At 55.5% G+C, this 24,319-nt stretch carries 28 protein-coding genes and 1 pseudogene; 22 read left to right on the top strand and 7 right to left on the bottom strand.

Going from position 1 to position 24,319, the window contains the following annotated elements:
- Nucleotides 1–224: 224 nt before the first annotated feature.
- From E1958_RS16480 to E1958_RS16465, 4 genes are all read right to left on the bottom strand, one after another.
- Nucleotides 225–1,088, bottom strand: a complete 864-nt coding sequence (locus tag E1958_RS16480) for a HEPN domain-containing protein (RefSeq protein ID WP_133512843.1) — start codon at nt 1,086–1,088, stop codon at nt 225–227.
- A 207-nt stretch (nt 1,089–1,295) separates the two neighbouring features.
- On the bottom strand, nt 1,296–2,066 hold the full coding sequence (locus E1958_RS16475) for an HNH endonuclease (RefSeq protein ID WP_133512842.1): 771 nt from the start codon (nt 2,064–2,066) through the stop codon (nt 1,296–1,298).
- A gap of 274 nt (nt 2,067–2,340) precedes the next feature.
- Nucleotides 2,341–2,631, bottom strand: a complete 291-nt coding sequence (locus E1958_RS16470; RefSeq protein WP_133512841.1) for a hypothetical protein — start codon at nt 2,629–2,631, stop codon at nt 2,341–2,343.
- A 42-nt stretch (nt 2,632–2,673) separates the two neighbouring features.
- Nucleotides 2,674–3,318 carry a nucleotidyl transferase AbiEii/AbiGii toxin family protein gene (locus tag E1958_RS16465; protein WP_207787826.1) on the bottom strand — a complete coding sequence of 215 codons (645 nt, stop codon included), beginning with the start codon at nt 3,316–3,318 and terminating at the stop codon, nt 2,674–2,676.
- A 310-nt stretch (nt 3,319–3,628) separates the two neighbouring features.
- On the opposite strand from E1958_RS16465, the gene E1958_RS16460 reads away from it, so the two are divergent.
- From E1958_RS16460 to E1958_RS20470, 22 genes and pseudogenes are all read left to right on the top strand, one after another.
- Complete coding sequence (locus E1958_RS16460; protein ID WP_133512840.1) at nt 3,629–5,581, top strand: 2-oxoacid:acceptor oxidoreductase subunit alpha; 1,953 nt, start codon at nt 3,629–3,631, stop codon at nt 5,579–5,581.
- On the top strand, nt 5,581–6,534 hold the full coding sequence (locus tag E1958_RS16455) for a thiamine pyrophosphate-dependent enzyme (RefSeq protein ID WP_133512839.1): 954 nt from the start codon (nt 5,581–5,583) through the stop codon (nt 6,532–6,534). The genes E1958_RS16460 and E1958_RS16455 overlap by 1 nt, the downstream gene beginning before the upstream one ends.
- A 483-nt stretch (nt 6,535–7,017) precedes the next feature.
- On the top strand, nt 7,018–7,647 hold the full coding sequence (locus E1958_RS16450; protein WP_133512838.1) for a DUF805 domain-containing protein: 630 nt from the start codon (nt 7,018–7,020) through the stop codon (nt 7,645–7,647).
- 241 nt (nt 7,648–7,888) lie between these two features.
- On the top strand, nt 7,889–8,767 hold the full coding sequence (locus tag E1958_RS16445; protein WP_133512837.1) for a HEPN domain-containing protein: 879 nt from the start codon (nt 7,889–7,891) through the stop codon (nt 8,765–8,767).
- A 157-nt stretch (nt 8,768–8,924) separates the two neighbouring features.
- Nucleotides 8,925–11,441, top strand: coding sequence for a ferredoxin (locus tag E1958_RS16440; protein ID WP_133512836.1), 2,517 nt, complete (start codon nt 8,925–8,927; stop codon nt 11,439–11,441).
- Between the two features lie 153 nt (nt 11,442–11,594).
- Nucleotides 11,595–12,041: a PIN domain-containing protein gene (locus tag E1958_RS16435; protein WP_089726326.1), complete on the top strand. Its 447-nt coding sequence runs from the start codon at nt 11,595–11,597 to the stop codon at nt 12,039–12,041.
- A gap of 2 nt (nt 12,042–12,043) precedes the next feature.
- Nucleotides 12,044–12,274, top strand: a complete 231-nt coding sequence (locus E1958_RS16430; RefSeq protein WP_133512835.1) for a hypothetical protein — start codon at nt 12,044–12,046, stop codon at nt 12,272–12,274.
- Nucleotides 12,275–12,871: 597 nt separating this feature from the next.
- Nucleotides 12,872–13,057: a type II toxin-antitoxin system HicA family toxin gene (locus E1958_RS16425; protein ID WP_133512834.1), complete on the top strand. Its 186-nt coding sequence runs from the start codon at nt 12,872–12,874 to the stop codon at nt 13,055–13,057.
- Between the two features lie 9 nt (nt 13,058–13,066).
- Nucleotides 13,067–13,279 (top strand): type II toxin-antitoxin system HicB family antitoxin, encoded by a 213-nt coding sequence (locus tag E1958_RS16420; RefSeq protein ID WP_133512833.1) that lies wholly within the window; start codon nt 13,067–13,069, stop codon nt 13,277–13,279.
- Nucleotides 13,280–13,442: 163 nt separating this feature from the next.
- Nucleotides 13,443–13,727, top strand: coding sequence for a BrnT family toxin (locus E1958_RS16415; RefSeq protein ID WP_089725499.1), 285 nt, complete (start codon nt 13,443–13,445; stop codon nt 13,725–13,727).
- On the top strand, nt 13,714–14,013 hold the full coding sequence (locus tag E1958_RS16410) for a CopG family antitoxin (protein ID WP_089725497.1): 300 nt from the start codon (nt 13,714–13,716) through the stop codon (nt 14,011–14,013). Before E1958_RS16415 ends, E1958_RS16410 begins: the two co-directional genes overlap by 14 nt.
- Before the next feature lie 66 nt (nt 14,014–14,079).
- Nucleotides 14,080–14,292 carry a type II toxin-antitoxin system HicB family antitoxin gene (locus tag E1958_RS16405; RefSeq protein ID WP_089725495.1) on the top strand — a complete coding sequence of 71 codons (213 nt, stop codon included), beginning with the start codon at nt 14,080–14,082 and terminating at the stop codon, nt 14,290–14,292.
- Nucleotides 14,289–14,477 carry a type II toxin-antitoxin system HicA family toxin gene (locus E1958_RS16400; protein WP_133512832.1) on the top strand — a complete coding sequence of 63 codons (189 nt, stop codon included), beginning with the start codon at nt 14,289–14,291 and terminating at the stop codon, nt 14,475–14,477. Before E1958_RS16405 ends, E1958_RS16400 begins: the two co-directional genes overlap by 4 nt.
- Before the next feature lie 419 nt (nt 14,478–14,896).
- On the top strand, nt 14,897–15,619 hold the full coding sequence (locus E1958_RS16395; protein ID WP_133512831.1) for an SDR family NAD(P)-dependent oxidoreductase: 723 nt from the start codon (nt 14,897–14,899) through the stop codon (nt 15,617–15,619).
- Nucleotides 15,620–15,638: 19 nt separating this feature from the next.
- On the top strand, nt 15,639–16,700 hold the full coding sequence (locus tag E1958_RS16390; protein ID WP_133512830.1) for a pilus assembly protein PilM: 1,062 nt from the start codon (nt 15,639–15,641) through the stop codon (nt 16,698–16,700).
- Nucleotides 16,701–17,267, top strand: coding sequence for a PilN domain-containing protein (locus E1958_RS16385; RefSeq protein WP_133512829.1), 567 nt, complete (start codon nt 16,701–16,703; stop codon nt 17,265–17,267).
- Between the two features lie 24 nt (nt 17,268–17,291).
- A complete protein-coding gene (locus tag E1958_RS16380) occupies nt 17,292–17,903 on the top strand; it encodes a type IV pilus inner membrane component PilO (RefSeq protein ID WP_133512828.1) in 612 nt (203 codons plus the stop codon).
- Entirely contained in the window at nt 17,900–18,415 is a 516-nt protein-coding gene (locus E1958_RS16375) for a pilus assembly protein PilP (protein WP_133512827.1), read from the top strand. The genes E1958_RS16380 and E1958_RS16375 overlap by 4 nt, the downstream gene beginning before the upstream one ends.
- Before the next feature lie 499 nt (nt 18,416–18,914).
- Nucleotides 18,915–20,255 (top strand): annotated as a pseudogene (locus E1958_RS16370) (type IV pilus secretin PilQ); the annotation flags it as partial.
- A 187-nt stretch (nt 20,256–20,442) separates the two neighbouring features.
- Nucleotides 20,443–20,967: a shikimate kinase AroK gene (gene aroK / locus E1958_RS16365; RefSeq protein WP_089726860.1), complete on the top strand. Its 525-nt coding sequence runs from the start codon at nt 20,443–20,445 to the stop codon at nt 20,965–20,967.
- Nucleotides 20,968–20,981: 14 nt separating this feature from the next.
- Complete coding sequence (aroB, locus tag E1958_RS16360) at nt 20,982–22,100, top strand: 3-dehydroquinate synthase (protein WP_133512825.1); 1,119 nt, start codon at nt 20,982–20,984, stop codon at nt 22,098–22,100.
- A gap of 67 nt (nt 22,101–22,167) precedes the next feature.
- Nucleotides 22,168–22,317, top strand: a complete 150-nt coding sequence (locus E1958_RS20470) for a hypothetical protein (protein ID WP_165742218.1) — start codon at nt 22,168–22,170, stop codon at nt 22,315–22,317.
- 728 nt (nt 22,318–23,045) lie between these two features.
- On the opposite strand, the gene E1958_RS20990 is transcribed toward E1958_RS20470, so the two are convergent.
- From E1958_RS20990 to E1958_RS20980, 3 genes are all read right to left on the bottom strand, one after another.
- Nucleotides 23,046–23,492, bottom strand: a complete 447-nt coding sequence (locus E1958_RS20990; RefSeq protein ID WP_207787909.1) for a hypothetical protein — start codon at nt 23,490–23,492, stop codon at nt 23,046–23,048.
- A 135-nt stretch (nt 23,493–23,627) separates the two neighbouring features.
- The gene (locus tag E1958_RS20985) at nt 23,628–23,858 is read right to left on the bottom strand and encodes a DUF3800 domain-containing protein (protein WP_207787910.1); all 231 of its coding nucleotides are present in this window, start codon (nt 23,856–23,858) and stop codon (nt 23,628–23,630) included.
- A gap of 272 nt (nt 23,859–24,130) precedes the next feature.
- The coding region (locus E1958_RS20980) for a hypothetical protein (RefSeq protein ID WP_208108611.1) at nt 24,131–24,319 on the bottom strand (189 nt) is incomplete at its 5' end.

Below are 24,319 nucleotides of genomic sequence, written 5' to 3'. Positions count from 1 at the left end.
ATTGGTAAGAACTTTGATTATGATGGAGGTGATGTCAGATTACAAGCATAACGTTTGGGCTCAGGCGCCCAATGCCGCGTGGCACTGAGCTTGAAAGTCGCTGAGGAGCTGGACCGGGGCATTGGGTCGCTTGCAGCCAAATGTTAGGCGAATGAGCTGTGAAAAACGACCCATCAATTGAGCCTGGCCCCTTTTCCTCGCTTGACTCTTTGGTTATGCCTTGTTTAGATTTGGCTAAAACTTTTAATTTTTTCTCTGCACAATTTTTCTGTTAACTCTTTCAACCGGCTTACACACCCAGCTAGCCACTCCAATTGCTCTTTTGTAATTGTATAACTCGGTTTATAGCGAGCATCCACGTAGGCTTTTCGGAGTAACTTAAAGCACTCTTCTTCTTCCTCTGTGGCTTTTGGAAATACTGACAAGAACCTAGGCTCAATGCTTCCCACTCTCTGACCAAGCTTTTCTAAATCATGGGTACTTGGTTTGTATCGAGTAAACACGAGTAGAACTGTTCCGTAAAGTTTCTCTGTTACCTGGTGAAGCTCAAAGGCTGCCAAGCTATACTTTTGCCTATTGAAGTTGAACTGATACGTATCAAAGAAATCTTGGGCACTATTAAACCAATACTCAAAATCTTGTTTTGCAAGATTTTGTCTTTCTAGATCTGTGATTTCTTTTGGCTCCGCCAATTCAAACTTACCTGAATTAAATAGAAGAATACCTTCCCTTAAAATATCAATATAGAAATACTGGCTTTTCTTGAGCCGCCGATTTACAAATTGGATGTCTTCGGCAATCAAGCTGACTGGAGTTCGATGAATAGCTTTGGCTAATTTTTTGGTAAGCTGGCTATTTTGCTCAATTTTGTTGGCTTGGCGGGGAGTTTCGGTAACAACCAAAAGATCAAAGTCACTTTGATAGCGGTAAAGGAGGGTTTCCGAGTCAAAGTCTTCTACCCAGTCACCACGGGCATAGCTACCAAAAAGAATGAGCATATCGAGATCAATTTCTTCTCGAATGATTTCGATAGCTTTTTGTAATTCCTGCTGTTTTTGCTCTGGCAGATGTTCAAATGATGTTTTCATACTCTAATGATAATTGCTACTCATGTAGATTCATAGCGCCGGTTCCTCTTGAGAGACTCCTAACGACTGAGGTAACCGGGTTGACGGACCAACACGGACGACATTGAAACACGGACAATCGTAACCGAGGAAAACCGAGTTGAAAAACCGAACGGCGAGCCAACTCCGGTTCACCGATTTGTTATGCTCTCTGCAACGCATCAGCGGTCAATCGCTCAGCGTCTCTTGGTTGTTGTAAGGCCGACCGCAAACATCCTTTCGCCCAATGTGTCCCCTTTTGTGTTGACGTGAACAACGCGGACAAGAAATGACCTCGTCATAGCACCTCCAAAAAAGCCCCGTGTTTATGACCCAGGGCGAAAGTGACGCTTCGAAATAGCAGTAAACCTTATCATCCCGGCCGACACAGGCGTTTCGTTCGCAACGACATGTCCCTTCCCTCGCGATCTGTTCCCGCGGAACCCAGTATCCACTGTCGAGGATAATAACATCGCTTGGGACACCGACTATAGCTGGATCATCGACAAAAGCTTGTAGCAATTCATCTAAGTCACGCACAGTTATTGTTTGCTTCTCCAATGCCGTGAAAACCGTCTTGAATACGTTGTCTTTGGCAGCATTCGATGACACTGCACGCGCCGTGCGTTCGGCCTTGGGTGCCGTGTCCCGAAGGGCATCAATTATTGCTTTGTTGCCGGGCACGAAGACAGGAATCTTGTTGCCCTTGCTCTGGTTGCAGTGGTTGTGACACGGAAGCCAGTTCTCGTAGCCGTTGATGTTGAAGTCCTGCGGTAGACCGTATTCAGCAAGGATTTCCTTCCGCTTCTCCTCATCGTCCAGTAGGGATTCCGGTAGTACGTGGTCAATGGTAACCTCGACGAGTCGAAGTGGCTCGCGGCACCACCAACATCTCCGCCCGTTGCAGTGCCAGATAGCGTAGCGTTCTGGATATGAGAATCTGCGCTTTCCTCTGTTCATCGTAGTTTGGTTGTCCCATTAGGAGCAGTCCCATTAGGAGCATAACTACAAGTAGACCTCAAAAGCGACGTAAGAAAATACGTCGAAAGTGAGATCTAATCTGCTTGCCTGTTCGCAAGTACCTGTATATATTGCCAGTATATAGGACAACCTGTCAGATACTGACATGGAAAATACCCCCTCCGCTGGAACGCAGACCAAGCCCCGCCTGCTCGACCAGGTGCGGGACAAAATCCGTTTTCCGGTCCGTTTTCCCGCCCGTTTTCCTCGCATTTCACCCGAATTTACGCTCCGGTAGTGGCGGAGCGGGATACCGCCCGATCTTGAGGTTCCAGTAGGTCCATGAACGGGCGTCGAATACCCCCGGCGGGGCGTCGAGGATCGCCTCGGCCAGTTCCTCGTCGGAGACCTGCTGCCGCAAGGTCTGCACATCCTCATGAGTGCCGTAGGTCAGGACGTGGGCGATGAAATGCACCGGGTCGCGGACCGCTTCTTCGGGGGATTTGAACCAGAGTGTACGCCGTGCCACGCGCTCCAACTCTTCAGTGAGCTGCAGGGGCTTCATCGGCCATTCTCCGGATCTTTGGGCGTCCATGGGCGTATCGGCTCAAGGCGTGGCAGTCGGGACAGATCGACAGCGGCCACGGCATGCACCAGCCTGTCTTTGGTCTCCTGCGGAATAGAGGATTAGGTCTCCGTCGTGGAAGTAGCACAACGCCTTTAGCGTGAGTTGGGCATTGAACTGCCGCCCGTAAATCACGGACGCGGCGGCAAGGGCGGTCGGAAGATCAATAACGCCTGCTTCGAGTATGGCGGCGATATCGAGGTAATCCTTGGCTTCGGCCCGGTGCGGAACCGTGGCGGCCTTCATGCCCGCAAGATCGACCAAGGCGGCGATTTTAAGACCATTGTCAGGGGCGCGCAGTGGTTCCGACACGCGGCCCAGGCTCGGCAGGCCAAAGAAAGACACTTGCACCGGCCCACCCCGATCCACAAGACAGGTCAGGGTGTCGGGTTTGCTCTGGAGCACTTCCGCGCCATCCAGAAACGGCAAGGCCGCATAAAGACGATCCGGCGCGAAAGAGGCGGTCGAGAAAAAATCGAAATCCAGGCTTGCGCGGTGGCTCAGCTGCAAGGCGACGGCGGTCCCGCCGTAAAGCGTGAAGGCTTCCGGCACCTCGCTCAGCTCACCCCACAAACGGCGCTGTGAGGATGGCAGGATATCCAGACGTGGTTTAAACGCTTGCGCCATCTTTCATTTTGTATATAAAAAGCGCGTTTTCTTCGGCGACCAAACCCTGCGACAATATAGCCTTCAGCTTATCAGATATCCTTAGCTCGGATACCGGCACCAGCCGCGGGCGGGCTTGTCCCCGAAAAGTGCGATTTTCCGCCTTTTCCCGGCGGTTCGCCGTCTACGCTAATGATAGGATCAGATCGACGGTGATCTGCGTCATAGGCAACATCGGATTTCCTCCGTACCTTACCCGCCTTGATTCCGGGGACCTCGCTCAACGATCCTTGAAGCGGCATGCGGCCCGGCTGGAAACAGAGTAGCTTTTATGAGCACAGCAGCAACCAACCCCCTAAGTCCGCAGGAACAGACCGACCCACCGTCCGGCGCACAACGCATCGGCGAGCATATCGTCGAGATCGTCAGCGATTCGGGCGAGGGGGCCCAAAAGGCCGGCCAGACCTTCGGGACCATCTGCGCCCGGATGGGCAACGGCGTCTGGACGGTGGAGATCATCCCCGCGGAGATCCAGCCGCCGGCCCGCTCCCCCGCGGGCGCGAGCGGCATCCGGATCCGCCTCGCCTCCCATGATGTCACCAATATGGGGGACGAGGCCGACATCGTGGTCGCCTTCAACGAGCAGGTGCTCTACTCGCGCATCGCCAACGGTGCCTACAAGCGGGGTACCATGGTCCTGCTCGAAGACAAATGGCGCGACGACCCGGTCCCCGAGATCCGCGATCAGTACGCCAAGGCGGTTACCGAGTTCCGGAACAACGGCCTGATCGTCCACGAACTACCCATCGAGCAGGCCTGCCTGGAGATCATGTCCAACCCCCGTCGGGGCAAGAACATGTTCGTGCTGGGTATGCTCTGCCACCTCTACGCGCGGGACGTCCAGAAGGCCAAGGACGAGATCACCACCACCTTCAAGCGCAAGGATGCGGAGGTCATCGCCCTAAATCATCGCTTGTTCGATGCCGGCCTGGCGTTCGCCGCCGAGCACCTGGACGCCCGCTTCGAGGTCCCGCCGCGACCGCCGGAGGAGACGGAAGGCAAGCGCTTTATCGTGACCAACGGCAATCAGGCCCTGGCGCTGGGGGTCATGGCCTCGGGGATGGAACTGGTGTCCATGTACCCCATCACCCCGGCCACCTCGGCGTCGCACTACCTGGCCGATGTCTTCCACGAGGTCGGGGGCTTCGTGCACCAGGCCGAGGACGAGATCGCCGCCATCGGTTTCGCCATCGGGTCTTCCTTTGCGGGCAAGACCGCCTGCACCATCACCTCCGGTCCCGGACTGGCGCTCAAGACCGAGATGGTGGCCCTCGCGGTCATGGCCGAGATCCCCCTGGTGTTGGCGGTGGTGCAGCGCGGCGGTCCGTCCACGGGTCTGCCGACCAAGGTCGAGCAGGGGGACCTCTTAGCTTCCCTGTACGGCGAGCCGGGGGACGCGCCCAAGGTCGTCATCGCCGCCGCCACCATCCAGGAGTGTCTGCACTTCGTCATCATGGCGCGACGCCTGGCCGAGGCCTTTCGCACCCCCGTGATCCTGCTCACCGACGCCAACCTGGCCACCGGCGTGCAGCCCTATCCCCGCCCGGAACCCACCCCCGACTGGCTGGCGCCGCCCATCGACCAGTCGGAGTGGGACCAATCCGTACCGCCCTACGACTGGGACCCGGAGACGGGGCTCTCGCCGCGTCCTATCCCCGGTATGCCCGGCGGCCAATATATCCTCACCGGCCTGGCCCACACCAACTTCAGCAAGGTCGCCTACGACTCGGATTCCAACCAGCAGGGCTGCACCATGCGCAGCCGCAAGCTGACAGCCCTGGCCAGTACCCTCAAGCCGCCCCAGGTGTACGGCGACCCGGAAGGCGACCTGCTGCTGGTAGGCTGGGGCTCCACCCTGGGCGCCATCGAGGAGGCGGTGGACCGGGCGCGGGCCCAGGGGCATCGGGTTTCCTCCCTGCACCTGCGTTTTCTGTCGCCCATGGAGCCGGGGCTGAAGGAGATCTTCGCCCGCTTCGGTCGGGTCATGACGGTGGAGATCAACTACAGCGATGCCCCCGACGCCCCGCTGATCACCGACGAGACCCGGCGCTACGCCCAGCTCGCCTGGGTCCTGCGGGCCCATACCCTGCTGGACATCGACTGCTGGTCCGTGGTCTACGGCCACCCCCTGCAACCGGGGATGATCCACAACGTGATCCTGCAACGCCTGACGGCCCCGCAGAACGCCGGGGACGCTGATGAAAAAGAGAGAGGAACCGACTGATGTTCGGACTCAAAGCGGACTGGTCCCTCGAAGTCTTCGAGCGCTACTTCACCATCGGCGACTACGCCGGCGGCGAGGCCCGCTGGTGTCCCGGTTGCGGCGACCACGGGGTGCTCACCGCGGCCCAACGGGTGCTGCGCGACGAGCAGCAGAAGCCCGAGCGCTCGGTGTGCGTATCCGGCATCGGCTGCTCCAGCCGCATGCCCCACTACCTGGGTACCTACGGCTTCCACGGCCTGCACGGGCGCGCCCTGCCCCTGGCCTGCGGTATCAAATCCCGCCGCCCGGACCTGGACGTCTGGGTCGCCACCGGGGACGGGGACTGTTTCTCCATTGGCACCGCCCACTGGATCCACGCCCTGCGCTACAACATGGACATGACCCTGATGGTGTTCGACAACGCCATCTACGGCCTCACCAAGGCCCAGACCTCCCCCACCAGCCCTATCGGCTTCAAGACCAACACCCACCCCTTCGGGGCCATCATCGACCCGCTCAATCCCTTGACTGTCACCTTAGGGGTTACCAATGTATCCTTCGTGGCCCAGGTCGTGGACTGGAATCCGCCCCTGCTCTACGAGACCCTCAAGGCCGCCTACCGCCACCGCGGGACCGGCTTCGTGCGCATCATCCAACGCTGCCCCGTGTACGCGGAACAGGTCTCGAAGGCCTTGCAGGGGGATCCGTCCGGGTTCCTGCTGCTCGAGCACGCGCAAGGCATACCGATCGACCCCAGCGCCCAGCGCCAGTTTCCCCAACGGCTGGAGCACGACCCCAGTGATCTGGCCCGGGCCTTCCGGCTCGCCGCGGACCCGGCACTGATTCCCGTGGGCCTGATCTATCACAACCCGGACGCCCCCTGTTACGAAGACCTGTCCAGCCAAGGGACCGACATGACGCCCCAGGAACGGCTGGAGCGCTTCGATGGGGTCCTGGACCGTCTCACGGTTTAAGAGGCTGTCTAAAAACTCAAGCCCTGCCGCGCGGTCCAGGTGAGCCGTGGTCCTGCAAGGTTGGCTACGGCCAAAAGCCCCTCGCCCCTGGCGGGAGAGGGGTTGGGGAGAGGGGGGAATCAATGGTTTCACTTCGAGACGGTTAAGGACTCCATACCAAGCCAAATCAAAGGGTTAGTTTTTAGACAGCCTCTAAGTCAAAGCCCCAAAGCCTCCCTCCCACCGGAAAAGGGTCTACCCTTTATTGAACTGAATGGAAAAATCCTGTGCCGCCAGCCGCCCTGGTGAGATATGCGGGCTAACGCCCATCAACTATCGCCAAGATGTTCAGTTAGTTTTTGAACCGATACTTGTGGTATATAAGGCATTCCGAAGTACTTAAACACGGCGACTCGCCGTCTACTACCTGTTAGGCAGTTGTAACATCCCGTCTGCTGCCAAACCCCAATTAATCGGGATGCTATCAAGAGGAGTAAGAAACAAATGAACTGGTATATCGAAGTATTGAAAAAATATGCAGTGTTTACGGGCAGAGCTCACAGAACAGAATATTGGATGTTTCTCCTCATCAATATCATTATTGCGTTTGCAATAGGTTTTATTGAGGGTTTTATGGGAAGTCCAGGAGTGGTTGGAATGATATATAGTTTGGCAGTGTTATTACCTGGCATTGCAGTTGGGGTTCGTCGGTTACATGATACAGACAGATCGGGATGGTGGTTGTTAATTGGTTTAATACCAATCATCGGTGCAATCGTGCTAATCGTATTCTTTGTTCAAGATAGCACACCAGGCCAGAATCGATTTGGATCAAATCCGAAAGGAGAACGATCTTCCGTTTACTATGCTGAAAGCAGTAATCAAATCAACAAAAACGAAGGAGGGGCTATGCTAACTCCATGCAATGCATGTGCATATCAAGACCAAAATAGGCCAGATGGTAGCAGGGGAGATTACTGCTACCAATACAACGTCAACCTCGGAAACTACGGCGACGCTAAACGCCCCCCAGGATATGATTGTAGTGGTTTTGTGCTTCTAGAAAGAATGAGACAGTATTACCCTGAACTTTCAGATTATTCCGGACCTACGAGTTCTAAAGGACTAAGATAAGGGGGAAAGCGAAAAGGAGCAAAAGGAGCCAGACTCAATTGATGGGTCGTTTTTTACGGCTCATTCGCCTAACATTTGGCTGCAAGCGATCCAATGCCGCGGTCCAGCTCCTCTGCGACTTTCAAGTTCAGTGCCACGCGGCATTGGGCGCCTGAGCCACGCCGATAGGCGTTCTACGCCCAGCGGTTAACTTGTATTCTTCAACCAGGCATTGGAAAGACGAAGGGATTATCATAAGAGAATGAAAACCTCCCTTGGACACCTGCCTGAACAAAAACAGCAGGAACTACAAAGGGCCATCGAGATTATTCGAGAAGAAATCGATCTCGATATGCTTATCTTGTTTGGGAGTTATGCCCGTGGTGACTGGGTTGAAGACCTCGACCCGGAAACGCTTCTCTATCGCTATCAAAGCGACTTCGACCTTCTGGTTGTTACCGAAACACCTCGCCAAGCCAGCAAAATCGAGCAAAACAATCAGCTTGCTCAACGCTTAGCCAAAACGATCCACCGAACCCCAATCAGCCTGATTGCCGAAGATATCCAGTTCATAAATCGTCGTTTAAGGAAAAGCCAGTATTTCTATATTGATGTCGTGCGTGAAGGAATCCTTCTCTATGATTCAGGAAAATTTCAATTGGCGAAGCCAATTGAAATAACACCGGAAGAAAGGAAAAAATCAGCTGAAGAGGATTTCGAGTATTGGTTCAATAGTGCTAAAGAGTTTTATGCTACATACCAAATAATGCTTGAACAGAACTTTCATAATAAAGCAGCATTCATTTTGCATCAAGCAACAGAATGTCTTTATGGAACTATTCTATTAGTATTTACTCGCTATAAACCAAGCACTCATGATTTAGAGAAATTAAGTCAAAGAGTCTCAAGCATAGAGCCAAGGTTCCTACCTATATTTCCGCGTTCCACAAACGAAGAAAAAGAACGCTTTAAGTTACTACGTAAAGCCTATGTAGATGCTCGATATAAACCAAGTTATTCAATCACAAGAGAAGAGCTTAATTGGCTTGCGGAGCGAGTACAAGAATTACAGGCTTTAACTGAAAAATTGTGTAAGGAGAAAATAGCAAGCTATGAACAGGAATCAAGTAATTTGGCATAACAAAAAGTTACACCCGACCAACCGGCCATTAGCGGCATTTCAAGTGCGGTGGTTTCAAATGCCTTCATCACTCAGTCAAGTCATGTGGGAGATGAGGAGGCTCGATTGCCGTTTTTAAAAATCGGATAACGTCTTTTCCACCAATCACCTAACCGATATGACCACCAACCAAACAGCAAGGGGACAACAGACCCAAATCCCCGGCTCGCAACCGGAGAGCATCCCGGCCCTGCCGACGGCGGTAAAAGACGCCAAGGCCACCCGGGAGCTCATGTTCACCCTGCGCCACTTCCACCTCGGCGAACCGACGGCCAAGGACCAGCTCGAAGCGGCGCCCGATGATATCCTGCCGGCCCTGCTCGACCCCTTCCGCGACACCTCCAAGCTGCGCTACGACTACCCCCTGTTTCTGTTTCCACCCAACGCCGGGGACGGCCATCAGGATGCGGACGACCTGGAGCAACCCCTGGCGGAATGGTTCGCCCGGACCGTGCAGGGATTCGCCCCCGGCGACAATGAGGCGCGCATCCTCAAGGACCACCTGCACTGGCTCGAATACCACCTACGCCAAACCTTGCGGGAACGCGAGGGACCGGCGCCGGCAGCGCCCGTTCTGCGGCGGGCAGGGCTGGATCTGCAACACCGTTTGAACCTGGACCAGGCCAACCGCGAGCGCCTCCAGGAAGACCTGGATCAGCTGCGGGACGCAGCCGGCGCAGGTCGGATCATGGGCTATGGCCGCTACCCGGCCCTCCACCTGCTGATCCATGCCGTCCGTAGTCGGGTCATCCCGCGCTTGGCCCAGTTTCAGTCCCAGGTCGACCAATCTATCCGCGGTCTCCGGGCCCTGTTCGACGTGGAATGGGGTAAGTCCGACGAGGCCATCGAGCCGCGCCAGGCCCGCGACAGCGTGGGACCCGAGGGCGAGCGCTTCGACCCCGCCGCCCTCTCGGCGGTGATGGACCACTCCAAAGGCACCCAGGAGATGCCGCCGGAACGGCGCGCGCGGATCGAACGCGTCCTCGAGATCCTGGAGGCCTGGCAACCCGACCCGATCCGGGTCCGGTTCGTCCACTTAGGGGGTGTGGCAGGGCACTGGCTGTCCGAGAGCTACGACACCAAGGACCTGATCGACTCGGACCCCTGCGCCCGGGCCACCGAGCTCTTCGACCACGAGGCGGCTAAGCTCGCCGGCGTCTTTGCCGCCGTGCGCATCGCCCAGCTCGAGATCGAGGGCATCTACGACCCGGCGATCCACGACCCCTGGTTCGACAACTTCCAATGGGAGGCCTTCTCCCAGGAAGAGCTCCTGCTCGTACCCAGCATCATTGCCCTGGACGACGCGGATCGAGTCGCCAGCACCGGGCTCCACTCCTTCTCGCGCCTGCTGAGCTCGGGCCGCCCGGTGCAGATCATGATCCGCATCCAGGCCCACAACAACCCCGGTGCGCTGCCGGACGAGAACCCCTTCCAGGCCTTTCGCACCGAGCTCGGGTACCTGGGGATCAGCCACCGCCAGGCCGTCGTGACCCAGTCGTCCGCGGCCCGTCACCGCCACCTGATGCGCTGCTTCCTCGATGCCCTGGACGCCACCCACACCAGCCTGAACCTGATCACCATCGGTATCCGGTCCCCAGACCCACTGGTTCGCCTCAACGCTTGGCTGGTGGCCGGGGCCGGCATCGAAGGGCGCGCCCACCCCTTCTTCCGCATCAACCCGGCGGCCGGAGACTTCGCGGCCACCCGCATGGATTTCAGCGAGAATCCCCAGGAGACCCGCGACTGGCCGGTACATCCCTTCCGCTACCGGGACGAGAACGGCAACGGCATCGAGGCCCAGCTGGCCTTCACCTTCGCCGACTACGCCCTCCTCGTCGAGCGCCTGCGCGACCACTTCCGGATCATCCCACCGGGCTGCGACTCGTCAGCCCTGGTTCCGGTGGCCGACTATTTGGCCCTGCCCCCGGAAGAGGCCAACCGCCTATTGCCCTTCGTCTGGGCCGTGGACGGCAATAACCTGCTGCACCGCTTGGTCATCTCCAGGGAACTCATCCTCGCCTGCCGGGATCGGCTCAACTTCTGGCACACCCTCCAAGAGCTGGCCGGCGTGCGCAATCCCTATGTGGAACAGGCGATCACACGCACCCAAGACGAAGAACGGCAACAGGCCACGGCCGAACGCGAGCGCCTCCGGGCCGAGTACGCCGTCGAGTTGGAACAAGTCCGTGAGGCCGCCGCCGGCGAGGCCATGCAACGGCTCACCGACATCCTGCTGGGGATGGATCTGACCAGCACCTCCGGTGGTGGGTCCATCCTAGCGAAACCGGCAAGCCCTCCGCCCGCGGAAGAAGAGACAGCCCCGCCCATAGAGGAAGACGACGGTGAAATCGGAGAGCCAATCACACCCGAGCCTGCTCTGAGCTTCGACGAACCCTGGATCGACACCCCCCTGTGCACCAGCTGCAACGACTGCACCAACCTCAACCCCCTGCTCTTTCTCTACAACGAAGACAAACAAGCCATGCTCGGGGATTTGAATGCAGGTACCTACGCCCAACTGGTAGAAGCTGCCGAACTCTGCCCCGCCGACTGCATCCATCCGGGTAAGCCCTGGAACCCGGACGAGCCGGGACTTGAGGAGTTGGTTGAGCGGGCGGTGCCTTATAATCAGTAGCCTGCGTAGGCTGGGTTGAGGAACGAAACCCGGCTTACAGGTTCTCAGCAGCCCTAACTTTTTCAAGAAAATTCCACGTAATCATCCGGGACCTGACAGGTAGTACAATAGGTTGGCACACTAACCATTAACTGTTAGACTCACAACAAGACAATGAAAAAAGGAACAAAACTATACCTTGATAATTGTTGCTTCAATAGACCGTATGATGATCAATCATCTCTACCCATACGGCTTGAAACTGAAGCGAAGCTGGATATTCAGGAAAAAATAGAATCGAACGAGCTTTCTTTGGGGTGGTCTTATATCCTTGACTTCGAAAATAATGCCAACCCTTTTGTAGAAAGGAAAATTGAAATTCAAAGATGGAGAGAATTAGCTAATTCATTTGCCCTTGAATCAGAGGAAATTCTTTTTGAAATGGATAAATTAACTGCTATTGGCTTGAAAGCTGTTGATGCCTTGCATGTAGCATGCGCAATCTATCTGAACTGTGAGTACTTCTTGACAGTAGACAAAGAGATAATAAAGAAGGCTTATAAAATATCACAGATTAAAATAGTAAATCCTATAACCTTGGTAATAGGGAAGGCGTCGTAGCAATGAGAACAGATTCCGAAATAAAAATGTCCGGGTTTGAAATATTGAATCATCATCTTGGTATAGTTGAAGCTGAGAAATTTATCGCTCTTATTCAAAGAGAAAAATTTGACTATACAAAATGGAGAACGAATATTTTTGAAGGATTGAGCGGAAAAGAAATAAGTAGAAGAGCTATGGAGTTTCAGAACAGTTTAGATGCAGGAGAACGAGAAAATGGAGACAGATCCTGATGCATCCCCATGGAAAACATGGTCTGTCCCTATCGCAACAACCAGTGTATTTGGTATGGGGCAGACCACACCTTGAGGAGACTAAGAATAAAAAGACACCCACTTTGTCCCGCGGAAGAAGAGGCAGCCCCGTCCATAGAGGAAGACGACGGTGAAATCGGAGAGCCAATCACACCCGAGCCTGCTCTGAGCTTCGACGAACCCTGGATCGCGATACCCCCCTGTGTGTACCAGCTGCAACGACTGCACTAACCTCAACCCCCTGCTCTTCCTCTACAACGAAGACAAACAGGCCATACTCGGAGACCTGAACGCCGGTACCTATACCTAACTGGTCGAAGCCGCCGAACTCTGCCCCGCCGACTGTATCCATCCGGGCAAGCCCTGGAACCCGGACGAGCCGGGGGTTGATGAGTTGGTTGAGAGGGCGGTGGCTTATAATCAGTAGGTGGTGACGCTAAAATTCACAGGATGCTACAAGACACTGAAAGAGAAAAAGACATCTACGCTACTTTGGTGTATGCAACCTGGAGAACCGAGGAAGAGGTGTCTATTGCATGTTAGACATGAAATTGGGATCTGTGCAATTCTTCAAGTATGAAGGTCAAAGAGCTCATTGCGCTAATCGAGGCTGACGGCTGGCTGCAGGTGCGCCACAAAGGTAGCCATCGTCAGTTCCATCATCCAATGAAATCGGGGACGGTCACTGTTTCCGGAAAACTCAGTATTGATGTCCCGCCCGGCACACTCAACAACGTGTTGAAACAGGCCGGGCTCAAGTGAGAAGCTCACATGCGTTACATGGTTGTCATTGAGAAAGGCCCAAGTAGTTTCGGAGCATATGTCCCTGATCTTCCTGGCTGCATGGCGGCGGCGGAAACCAGGGAAGAAGTCCTTGAACTCATCCAAGAGGCCATCGAATTTCATCTTGAAGGCATCAGGGAAGAAGGCGCGCCAGTGCCTCAGCCACATTCGTACAGTGAATTTATTGAGGTGCATGCCTGACAAATCGCTCCAGCTGATCCCGGCTCTGCTCCATTGATATAAAGTGATATAAAGAACACCCATTTTGTTCAGCGCATAGGTTAGGGTGAGGTACGAAACTCAGCTTAGAGGCTCAATATGTGAACGGAATATCTAGCCGCGTTAAAAGATGGAAACCTAGCCAATGAAAATTGAGGGGTTCATATGGTATAGAAGTATTATTGACAAATTGCTATGGAAGCACGATGTAACCCATGAAGAGGTTGAAGAACTTTTCAATAATAGCCCAAAATTCAAACTTGTTGAAAAAGGAAAAGTCAAAAATGAAAATCTGTATTCTGCTCGTGGACAGACGAATGCCGGTCGATATTTGGCTGCTCTATTTATATACAAGAAAACAAAAGAAGCCTTAATCGTCACCGCACGTGACATGGATCCAAGAGAGAGAAAGAACCATGGCAAAAAGTAAGCAACAAATAGAAGCTTTGCCGGAACAATTTGATAATATAGAAGCAGCTGCCGAGTTTTGGGATACTCACAGTTTGGTAGATTATGAGGATTTACAGAGAGATGTAGAATTTGACGTGGAACTAAAATCGGGGAAAAACTATTTTGCCATTGATAAAGAACTATCACGCGATATTGATAAATTAGCTCAATTGGAAGGGATTCTTCCTGAAACATTAGTAAACTTATGGCTTAAAGAAAAAATTCTTGAAAAGAGAATTCAAAAGGAGAAAAGGGGTCAGGCTTAATTAAGAAGAAATTGAACCTGGTCCCTTTTCCTACAGCTTACGGGCTCAACACGGTGAGGATAGGCTATGAAACACGAATATACGGCTATCGTTAAAAAAGAAGATGATTGGTGGATAGGTTGGATTCAAGAAATTCCTGGAGTGAATTGCCAAGAAAAAACCTATGATGAATTAAAAGATACGTTGGAGGTTACTCTCAAAGAGGCATTGGACTTTAATCGGCAAGATGCTTTGGTAGCAGCAGGTAGCGGATATAGAGAAGAGAAAATCGCAGTATGAAAAGAAAGGAACTCCTAAAATACCTCCGCAGCCAAGGACGCGAACTGCTTAGGGAGGGTGGGAAACATTCATGGTGGTTCAACCCAGAATTAAACAAGCGATCTGCAATTCCAAGACATTCAGAGGTTAAAGATATCGTGGCAAAGAAAATATGTAAGGATCTTGGTGTAGAATCAGTCAGATAGCCGTTAACAAATGCTTGCAGAGTATAAACACAAAAAGGATATCCATCTTGGCAACAGCCCGTAGGTTAGGGGCAAGGAATGAACCCCAACGCCATAGTTGAGAGATACTTACGGGTGTGGGTTACCGGCGTACATCGGTCGAAGGAGAAACCTTAATTCTTATAGGTAGTTGCGTCTCGGTTGAGCTGGATGGATGTGGATCGAGGTTGTGTGGATGACTTCCTAAATAATTTCGGTGAACGAGATCAATAGAGTTGTTCCCGATGCGAGTCTTTAAAAATCAATCGGTTATATTGGAACATGAGGCCGACACGGTGGTCGTTGACCAGAAAACAAAGGGTTAGACGCCAAATGGTCCTCGTAACATACTGATTTTAAAGAATGTTACAAAGGGAACAACTCTAATAAAGAGAAGTAATATGGAAACTAATGATGAAAAGATAGTTGTAATGCTATCCGGCGCCAACAGAGGAATTGGTGAGAAAATAGCAAAGAGACTGATTTCCGAGGGGTATATTTTAAGTCTTGGCGCACGTAGAATCGAGATGCTTCAAAACAAGTTCAATGCATTTGATAGGAATACGGTATTGTGTAACTGGTATGATGCCAAAGTACCTGAGTCAGCGACGAAATGGATTGATGCTACCATAGTAAAATATGGTCATATCGATGTCTTGATAAATAATGCCGGCATCTTTCGCTCAACTACAATCGAAGAGTTTGATGAAGAAATTGTGGATGAACTATGGACTGTAAACGTCAAAGGTCCATTGCGTTTGATAAGCTTGGCTTTCCCCTATTTGAAGAAAGCAGGAAGGGGCAAGGTGATTAATTTAGTTTCTTTGTCCGGAAAAAGAGTAAAAGGGCAATCGGTAGGGTATGCGATGAGTAAATTCGCGCTCACGGCACTGACACATTCAGTAAGATATTCCGGTTGGGAACATGGCATTAGAGCAACAGCAGTTTGCCCAGGATGGGTCAATACACAGATGGCCGAAGATGCCAGCCGAAGTATTATTGAGCCAAAACAAATGACGCAACCGGAAGATGTGGCTACTCTTATTTCAACACTTCTTAAGTTGCCGAATACTGCATCTATTTCGGAACTATATGTCAATTGTGTTCTGGAAAGTTCATATTAACACCTTTGATTGATAGAATATGTTCGCTTTCGGTCGCAAGAAATCCGCCCGTTTAGGGCTGGACATCGGTTCTACGGCAATCAAGCTAGTGGAGTTGTCCCAAGCGAGAGGCACCAGCTTCTCTGCAATTCACGTAGAAAACTATGCGATCGAGCCACTACCCCCGAACGCGGTTGTAGAGAAAAAGATAGCGAACGTACAGGCCGTCGGTGCAACGATCAGAAAAGCGGTCGCGCGTTCCGGAACCAAGGTCAAGCGTGCGGCTACTGCACTATCCGGATCGGCGGTCATGACTAAGGTCATTCCCATGTCGGCCACCCTGAGTGACGCGGAGATGGAGGCGCAGATCCAACTCGAGTCGGATCAATACATCCCCTACCCCATTGAAGAAGTCAACACCGACTTCGGTGTCTTGGGTCCTTCCGATTCGGGTGGTAATCTGGTCGATGTCTTGCTCGCCGCGTCGCGCCGGGAAAACGTGGACGACCGGGTTGCCGCCCTGGAGATCGGTGGCTTGAGCGCCGCTATCATCGATGTGGAGGCCTACACCATGGTATCCGCCTGCACCCTGCTGTCTGACGCAGGCATGGACCGGACGGTGGCCATCGCCGATATCGGCGCCGCCACCACGACCCTGCACGTGCTTCACGAGGGTCAAACGGTCTATACCCGGGAGCAGGGCTTCGGTGGTCACCAACTCATCGAAGAGGTCCAGCAGCATTACGGCATGGACCGCGACCAGGCACTGCAGCAAGTGATTGAGGATAACCTACCGGATAGCTATGCCACCGAGATTCTGGATCCCTTCAAGGAGGCACTAGCGCAGCAGATCAGCCGGGCACTCCAGTTCTTTTACTCCACCGGTACCTTCAACCGCGTGGACCGGATCGTCCTTGCCGGGGGCGTGGCCGGTACCCGGGGCATTGGCGCCTTGCTGGAGGAGCGCCTCGGCATTCCAACCGCCGTAGCCAACCCTTTTAGCCGCATGTCCCTGTCGTCCAAGGTCGGATCAGCGGCGTTGAATCGGGACGCGCCGGCGATGATGATCGCGGCTGGCCTGGCCCTGAGAGGGTTCGACTAGATGGTGCGCATCAACCTGTTGCCGTGGCGCGAGCTCAAAAGGCGCCGGCGCCGGCGCGAGTTCGCCGCCATTGCGGCGACCGGGCTGACGGCGACTCTGACCCTCGGTTTGGTGCTGCACCTGAATCTGGAGGGACTGATTTCCGGCCAACAGGACAGAAACCGGTTTCTGCGCAACGAGATCGGCCAACTCGATGGGCAAATCCGCGAGATTCGGGGTCTGGAAAAGACCAAGGAGCGGTTGTTGGGAAGAATGTATGCAATCCATCGACTGCAGATGAGCCGCCCGGAGATGGTCCACCTCTTCGACGAGTTGACGACCGGGACCCCCGAGGGTATCCATCTGACCAGGATCAGCCAGAGCGGACGCTCCATAGTCCTGGAAGGACGCGCCCGCTCCGACGCCCAGGTTTCCGCCTTCGTGCGCAACATCGAGGCATCCCAGTGGATCGGAAAGCCCGCATTGCTGCTTATCGAGCATAGAGACAAAACAGGTACGGGATTGAGCCGTTTTCGACTGCGTTTCGAGCAGCTTGCGGAAGCCGGAAGGGAAGCGGAAGAAACCTGAACACAACCGGCGCGAGAACCGGCAGTGGACCTCAATCAACTGACCGAGCTGGACCTGGAGCAAATCGGCGAGTGGCCAGGTCTAGCGAAGGCGATGCTGATACTTCTCCTCTGCGGGGGCATCGCCGGGGCCTGGTATGCTTTCGATACCAAGGGTCAACTCCAGCGCCTGCGGACCGCTGAGCAGGAGGAAATGAGCCTGCGCCACGAGTTCGAGTCCAAACAACAACAGGCCGCCAACCTGGGGGCCTACCGGCGGCAACTCGCGGAAATGGAGGAATCCTTTAGTACCATGCTGCGCTGGCTTCCGAACCGGGCAGGGGTCGCGGCACTGCTGGCGGACATCTCGCAAACCGGGCTCGCTGCCGGACTGGAATTCGAGTCCTTTCAGCCCGCGGACGAAACGCGCCAGGATTTTTGTGCCGAGCTCCCTATCCATATCCACGTCACCGGGCGCTTCCACGAACTTGGCCGTTTCATCAGCGGATTGGCTGCGTTACCCCGGATCGTTACCATCCACGACATCGACATCGGTGCCCGCCAGGGTGAACACGATGCATCCGGCACAGGGGTACTCCTGAATCTCAAGGCCACTGTCAAGACCTATCGGTATCTCGACGAGGAAACGGCCGAATGAGCCCCCGCGCTTACTTCGCTGTGCTGGCCTCGATGGTCCTGGTCGCTTGCGGCAACGACAATATGACCGATCTGGAGGAATATGCCCAACGGGTGAAGGGACGCAAGCCTGGTCCCATCGATCCACTACCCGCGCTCGAGCCGATCGACAGCTTTTCCTTCGAACCCAAGAACCGACGCGATCCCTTCGTACCCGAGCGCCGAAATGTGGCCGCGGTCGTCGCACCCGTCGTCCACGGCATCGGACCTGATCCGTTGCGGCGCAAAGAAGCGTTGGAACAGTTCCCCCTCGACGCCCTCACCATGGTGGGCACCCTGGCGCAGGGGGGAATCATCTGGGCCTTGATTAAGACGCCCGACCGGACTCTGTTCCATGTGGACGTCGGTAATTACATGGGCACGAACCAAGGCCGGATCACACGCATTACCGAGGATGAAATCGAGCTGACCGAGCTTGTCTCCGATGGCGGCGAATGGCATGAACGCCGGGCCACTCTCGCCTTGAATCGCTAGTACAGATGCTCTCAACTACCGAATAACATCGAGCCGGTAGGCCCCTCACGGATTAGCCGCAAATCGACGCAAATGGCTTAAGAACGGTCAATGATGACGGCCGATTGCGACCGATTCGCGTTTATTTGCGGCAAAGACAACCCCCATAGATGTACGCTGCACCACAGATGTTATCGGTACTTCGGTACTGCTGTACTGGCCTGCGGAAGACCAAGGCGCGATGAACGGTTTGTCGCTTGCCTCGATTCGGCGCCGGACCGATCATGTCTCATTATCGGAAAAGTGCCTGTACAGGTCTGCGATACTGGTACTCTTGCTGTGGCAGGTTCCGTGGACGCTGGTGATCGCCGCACCTCTATTGAAGGATGCAGAGTACGCAGCCTGGCCTGGGAATCGATCGACGGCGGATCGCCCCCGATCTCGATCCGGTGTCCCCAACGCCGGCATCGGCACCGTCCAGTCCTTTCCTCTGAAGTCGCCGCCTTCGGCCAAGCCGGGACGGAAGGACCGGAGCCGCCGAGATGGCAGATACACGGGGGATCGCATCTCCCTGAACTTTCAGGACATCGAGGTACGTGCGGTGCTCCAGCTCCTGGCGGACTTCACCGAGCTCAACCTGGTTGCCAGCGACACGGTGACCGGTAATGTTACCCTGCGGCTAAAAAACGTCCCTTGGGATCAGGCCCTGGACATCATCCTCAAAGCCAAGGGACTCTCCATGCGGCGCATGGATAATGTCATCATGGTGGCCCCTACCCTGGAGATCGTCCGGCAGGAAGAGGCAGAGCTTTTGGCTAACCAGAAGATCGCAACCCTGGCACCGCTGCACTCCGAGTTCATCCAGATCAACTACGCCAAAGCGGACGAGCTGACGGCGCTCTTAAAATCGAAGGAGAACCAGTTGCTCTCCGAGCGCGGCAAAGTCACCTTTGACGAGCGTACCAATACCCTCCTGGTGCAGGATACCCAGGCCAAGTTGGAGGACATCCGACACATCGTCCAAAGACTGGACGTGCCGGTGCGCCAGGTTATGATCGAGTCACGTGTGGTCGTCGCCAACAACGATTTCGCGCGGGATCTGGGGGTGCGTTTCGGGTTCAGCCGGTGGCAAGAAAATGTCAACACAGGTAACTTCAATGAGATCACAGGCGCCGTCGAGGGCCATATCCAGGATACCGCCAATGTCCATCAAGTGCGGGATCCCGCCCTTGCCGGCGTCGGCACGATCCAAATCCCTAACAGTACCGTCCCCCTCATAGTCAATCTCCCCGTTGCCAACCCTACCAGTGGGGCCAACTTTCTCCTCGGCAAGATTGGATCTTATCTGCTCCAGCTCGAACTCACTGCCATGCAACGAGAAGGGCGTGGGGAAATCATCTCCAGCCCGCGGGTGATTACTTCCGACAACCAGGAGGCGACCATCAAGGTTGGGCAAGAGATTCCCTATCAGGAACACCAGGAACTGGGCAGGACCACCGTGGCCTTCAAAGAGGCCGTGCTCGAGCTCAAGGTCACCCCCCAGATTACCCCCGACGACCGGGTCATCATCGGCCTCAAGGTCAAAAAGGACAGTGCGGACTTCACCCGCGAGGTTCAGGGCGTACCGCCGATCGATACGCGCTCGGTAGAGACGAACGTGCTGGTGGACAACGGCGAGACGCTGGTGCTCGGCGGGGTATTCGAGCGCACCAAGGAGTTCAGCAAGAAGCAGGTACCCTGGCTCGGTGACCTGCCCTTGCTCGGCCACCTCTTTAAAGCCACCACCCGCAGAGACAACAACAACGAGCTCTTGATCTTCGTCACCCCTAAGATCCTGAAAGCGAGCGGCGCCGAACCCTGAGCGTTCACTGCAAACATGCGGGATAATAACCCCAGGCTGGCCTCGTCCGCTGCACGCGCGAGACGATGATACAGTCGCCGGTCCCTGATCGGTCCCATCCGCGTCCTCCATAGCGCGGTGATGGCACAACCAATTAGTCTCGTACCGATCTTGCCCGCGACGACAAAATCTGGCATACCTTTAGTACATGATGCGGTTCAAAAATATCTTTCTCGTAGGTCCCATGGGGGCGGGTAAAAGCACTGTGGGACGCCAACTGGCTGCGGCCCTGTCTTTCGAGTTCAAGGACAGCGACCAGGAAATACAGCGCCGTACCGGCGTCGATATTCCGACCATCTTCGAATACGAGGGTGAGGAAGGATTCCGACAACGGGAGCGGCAAGTGATCGAGGAGCTGAGCGGGCAAAGCGGCATCGTAATGGCCACCGGCGGCGGTACCGTACTCAGGTCGGACAATCGCCGGGATTTGACATCCCGAGGCGTTGTGGTCTACCTGCATTGCAGCCCTGAGCAACAATATGCGCGTACCGCCCGCGACCGCAACCGACCGTTGCTGCAGACCGAAGAGCCCTTGGCACGCCTGCGTCAGCTCACGGAGGAACGCGACCCCCTGTACCGACAGGTCGCCGACATCGTGGTTTCCACCGAACGCCGGGGTACCCCATCGGTGGTCAAGGAAATCCGCCGTCGCCTCGAATCCGACACCCCGTAAGCCGGATCGAGCACGTGTTCAGAACCCTCGAAGTCGACCTGGGTCCGCGCAACTACCCCATCCACATCGGCCCTGGGCTGATTGACGAGCCGGCAATCCTCGGGGCCCGGATCGTCGGACACCAGGTCATGGTCGTCACCAACGAGACCATCGCCCCCCACTATCTGGACCGGATAGAGCGTGCCCTCGGCACCTATCGGATCGCGCGGGTCGTACTCCCGGACGGCGAAGCATACAAAACTCTGGAAACCTGGGGCCACATCATGGACGGCCTCCTGGACCACCGCTTCGCGCGCGACTGCACCCTGATCGCGCTCGGGGGTGGCGTGATCGGCGACATCGCCGGCTTCGCAGCAGCCTGCTACCAACGGGGGGTCGCCTTTATCCAGGTACCCACCAGCCTCCTCGCCCAGGTCGACTCCTCCGTCGGCGGCAAGACCGGCGTCAACCACGCCCAGGGCAAGAACATGATCGGCGCCTTCCACCAACCCCGCGCCGTGATCGCGGACACGGACACCTTGGACACCCTACCGGACTCCGAGCTAGCGGCAGGGATCGCCGAGGTGATCAAATACGGCCTGATTCGGGACCCGGCGTTCTTCGCCTGGCTCGAGGCAAACATCGAGCAGCTGCGTGCCCGGGATCCGGATGCGCTCGCCTATGCGATCGAGCGCTCCTGCCGCAACAAAGCGGAGGTGGTTGCCGCCGACGAGTTGGAGGCAGGCGAGCGGGCCTTGCTGAATCTGGGCCACACCTTCGGACATGCTATCGAGACGGGCGCCGGCTATGGTACCTGGCTGCACGGCGAAGCAGTCGGAGCCGGCATGTGCATGGCCGCCGATCTCTCCGCCCGCCTCGGCTGGCTTGATGACAACTCCGTCCGGCGCATTCGGTCACTGATCGCCGCAGTCGGGCTCCCCACCGCCCCCCCGGCGAATACCAGCCCGGCGCGCTTGCGCGAGCTGATGGCCATGGACAAAAAGGTCATGGACAACCGACTGCGCCTGGTACTCCTGCAAGGCATCGGTAAAGCCCTGGTCACCGCCGATTTCGATCATGTAAAGCTCGACGAGACACTGACCGAAGCAGCAGACCTACGTGCCGCGGAATCGCCTGAACCGCAGAGACACTGAGGGCGCAGAGAAAGCGATAATAAAGCGTGTTTCTGCGATCAATGCGCAGCGAGCAATCCTTAATTCAATGCCATTAAATCAAGTTCGGATGATGGGCACCGGCCGTCCCTGGCCCTTTGCCCATCCTACGAGCTGGCAGGTCAAGAACCCCGCAACCGGCCGTCTCGAACGCCTCCCTGCCGAGACCTTTGGCCCCATCCCCGGCCTGGACCCGTAGGGTGGGCTGTGCCCACCAACCCACCCGGATGAGGCCACGGGACAGTTTGAACCCCAAAGACGCATATTGAGCACAGGAAAATACGGATAGGTTGAACAAGGCGTAGGATGCGGTGAGCGCAGGAAATCTTTCAGGATGGCACTGCCGGGTGGCGCGAACCGCATCAATGGTGTGGTGAGCGCACCGAACCATCTTGCACAGCGAACCACATCTTTGGATGGCCCGCCTGCCTGTGCGTCCCGCACGCAGACAGGTGCCCAACATTTTTGTCATCCCGAGCGCAGCGAGGGATCTTGTTGGACATGCCGCCTGCCTGCCGGGAGGTACCCATCATTGATGGGCACGCTGCGCTCTGTGCATCCGATCAAGCAGTCGTGACCCAGAAACCTCCGTGGAATGGCCAACCCTTAAAACTATCCTGATGGGCGCTTGCTTTGCTCATCCTACGAGCTGGCAGATCAAAAATAAAAAAAATAAAAGGACACCCATTTTGTTTGATAAGGCGCGTCTGTGGTGGTCATGCCGGCTGCGATGATTGGCGTGCCGTCACCCGACGCAAAGACGATTGTCGGGTGGCGGCCATCCCTGGCCTTACCCGACCTACGCGGGCTTGAATTCTTGCCCCTAATATGTTTGCCTTCTATCTTGGCAAGCGCAGGAAAGGTAGAGGTCGCTTCCCGCAAGTGGCAGCCCGTATGGGTGGGATCCTCGGTTCCTGGGGCCAACAATCACAAGCCTCCGAGGTTTTCGACGTCGGGGGCTTTTGCTTTTATGGTGGCGTAACTCTCTGGCCACACCTTGATGCCGTAGCCCATCAGTTTCCCCTTGTGGCGGTAGAGCGTCTTCCTCAGATGCGGCAGATAGCCCGGTTCCGTCTCTCCGTAGCGGTTCACCTTTACTCCGAAGTGGATGCCGGATGCCACGGCGTCCGCTACCTGCAAACCGGCCAGCTTGGAATGCTCGACTGAGCGAATCCGGTCCGGGTTAATCACCAACGGCTCAATCTGCACCTTCTGTGGGTCCGAACCGTGTTGGCGGAGCAACAGGCGCAGGTAGTCACGTATTTCCTCGTAGGACATGTTGCTGCGGTTGGAGAAGATAATCTCCGCGAAACCGTCGCCCTCACCTTCAACCCGCGTATCACGGCAGGACCAGGAGACCCGCTCCAACAGCATCCGCGTAGCATAGCGATAAGCAGATACTTGGTGTTTTGAAACTTCTCCGGCTCCCGGATCAGCGGCTTGTAGATCGCCACGTTCAGGGTACGGATGGGCAGACCACCTACCCGGCGGATATAGGGCACCCGTTGCTCATGCTTGAGATCGACAAAATGCAGTGGTGTCTTGGGCGCTCTGCCCAACAGGGTCCGCACTTCCTTGAGACAGGAGACCAGCTGCAAATCGTTGGCCTTGCGGATCGTTGGCCTTGCGGATCACGGCGGCCGACAGGACCAGCCAACGGGAGCTACCGCTACCGTCGTCGCTGAAGACGAAACCTTCGTCCCCCGATTCATCGAGGTACACGACGAAGCTGGAGCTCATGAATCCACCCCTCGCCGCCTTAGGGAAAATGGGAAAAAGGGGCCAGGCCTGGGGTATCCCCACGAAATCGATTCCAGAATCAGTCGCTTGCGCCTCAAGGCGTGGCCTGACCCATACCAAACACTGGTTGTTGCGGTAACCGATTGATTTCAAAAGCTACTTTGTGGGGATACTTCAGGGGCCAGGCTCAATTAATCTCGCAATTATCTCGGCGGTAGACAGATACCCATCAATGATGGGCGCGGTGCGCCGTTGATGCATTGCGCCTTCCTCTATCCTACCCTGCTCTTGGCCGCGAAATAGCCCAGGTCGGATTGAGTATGGGAAAAATTGATCCGGTAGCTTCCAGGAGGCCGCGGAATAGCTCGCGCACTGGGGTTAACGAAGCCTAACCCACCTGCACGTATAGAACGGAAACGTTTCCCGCCACCAAAGGCTTTGTCATGGTTGCGTTTTTGCAC

Origin of the sequence: Candidatus Thiosymbion oneisti, from assembly GCF_004359955.1 — a bacterium.
In the GTDB taxonomy this organism is placed as follows: domain Bacteria; phylum Pseudomonadota; class Gammaproteobacteria; order Chromatiales; family Chromatiaceae; genus Thiosymbion; species Thiosymbion oneisti.
Note: the sequence above shows the minus strand (reverse complement) of the source record. Positions and strands in the feature narration are given on the sequence as shown.

What these genes read in the sequence shown, in the direction of transcription:
- E1958_RS16390 (WP_133512830.1), top strand. Translation starts at nt 15,639, where the DNA reads ATGTTCGCTTTCGGTCGCAAGAAATCCGCCCGTTTAGGGCTGGACATC.
- E1958_RS16465 (WP_207787826.1), bottom strand. Translation starts at nt 3,318, where the DNA reads ATGGCGCAAGCGTTTAAACCACGTCTGGATATCCTGCCATCCTCACAG.
- E1958_RS16395 (WP_133512831.1), top strand. Translation starts at nt 14,897, where the DNA reads ATGGAAACTAATGATGAAAAGATAGTTGTAATGCTATCCGGCGCCAAC.
- E1958_RS16450 (WP_133512838.1), top strand. Translation starts at nt 7,018, where the DNA reads ATGAACTGGTATATCGAAGTATTGAAAAAATATGCAGTGTTTACGGGC.
- E1958_RS16480 (WP_133512843.1), bottom strand. Translation starts at nt 1,088, where the DNA reads ATGAAAACATCATTTGAACATCTGCCAGAGCAAAAACAGCAGGAATTA.
- E1958_RS16415 (WP_089725499.1), top strand. Translation starts at nt 13,443, where the DNA reads ATGAAAATTGAGGGGTTCATATGGTATAGAAGTATTATTGACAAATTG.
- E1958_RS20985 (WP_207787910.1), bottom strand. Translation starts at nt 23,858, where the DNA reads ATGAGCTCCAGCTTCGTCGTGTACCTCGATGAATCGGGGGACGAAGGT.
- E1958_RS16470 (WP_133512841.1), bottom strand. Translation starts at nt 2,631, where the DNA reads ATGAAGCCCCTGCAGCTCACTGAAGAGTTGGAGCGCGTGGCACGGCGT.
- E1958_RS16375 (WP_133512827.1), top strand. Translation starts at nt 17,900, where the DNA reads ATGAGCCCCCGCGCTTACTTCGCTGTGCTGGCCTCGATGGTCCTGGTC.
- E1958_RS16455 (WP_133512839.1), top strand. Translation starts at nt 5,581, where the DNA reads ATGTTCGGACTCAAAGCGGACTGGTCCCTCGAAGTCTTCGAGCGCTAC.
- E1958_RS16420 (WP_133512833.1), top strand. Translation starts at nt 13,067, where the DNA reads ATGCGTTACATGGTTGTCATTGAGAAAGGCCCAAGTAGTTTCGGAGCA.
- E1958_RS16405 (WP_089725495.1), top strand. Translation starts at nt 14,080, where the DNA reads ATGAAACACGAATATACGGCTATCGTTAAAAAAGAAGATGATTGGTGG.
- E1958_RS20470 (WP_165742218.1), top strand. Translation starts at nt 22,168, where the DNA reads ATGCCATTAAATCAAGTTCGGATGATGGGCACCGGCCGTCCCTGGCCC.
- E1958_RS16435 (WP_089726326.1), top strand. Translation starts at nt 11,595, where the DNA reads ATGAAAAAAGGAACAAAACTATACCTTGATAATTGTTGCTTCAATAGA.
- E1958_RS16475 (WP_133512842.1), bottom strand. Translation starts at nt 2,066, where the DNA reads ATGAACAGAGGAAAGCGCAGATTCTCATATCCAGAACGCTACGCTATC.
- E1958_RS16430 (WP_133512835.1), top strand. Translation starts at nt 12,044, where the DNA reads ATGAGAACAGATTCCGAAATAAAAATGTCCGGGTTTGAAATATTGAAT.
- E1958_RS16460 (WP_133512840.1), top strand. Translation starts at nt 3,629, where the DNA reads ATGAGCACAGCAGCAACCAACCCCCTAAGTCCGCAGGAACAGACCGAC.
- aroK (WP_089726860.1), top strand. Translation starts at nt 20,443, where the DNA reads ATGATGCGGTTCAAAAATATCTTTCTCGTAGGTCCCATGGGGGCGGGT.
- E1958_RS20990 (WP_207787909.1), bottom strand. Translation starts at nt 23,492, where the DNA reads ATGCTGTTGGAGCGGGTCTCCTGGTCCTGCCGTGATACGCGGGTTGAA.
- E1958_RS16445 (WP_133512837.1), top strand. Translation starts at nt 7,889, where the DNA reads ATGAAAACCTCCCTTGGACACCTGCCTGAACAAAAACAGCAGGAACTA.
- E1958_RS16425 (WP_133512834.1), top strand. Translation starts at nt 12,872, where the DNA reads ATGAAGGTCAAAGAGCTCATTGCGCTAATCGAGGCTGACGGCTGGCTG.
- E1958_RS16385 (WP_133512829.1), top strand. Translation starts at nt 16,701, where the DNA reads ATGGTGCGCATCAACCTGTTGCCGTGGCGCGAGCTCAAAAGGCGCCGG.
- E1958_RS16410 (WP_089725497.1), top strand. Translation starts at nt 13,714, where the DNA reads ATGGCAAAAAGTAAGCAACAAATAGAAGCTTTGCCGGAACAATTTGAT.
- E1958_RS16400 (WP_133512832.1), top strand. Translation starts at nt 14,289, where the DNA reads ATGAAAAGAAAGGAACTCCTAAAATACCTCCGCAGCCAAGGACGCGAA.
- E1958_RS16440 (WP_133512836.1), top strand. Translation starts at nt 8,925, where the DNA reads ATGACCACCAACCAAACAGCAAGGGGACAACAGACCCAAATCCCCGGC.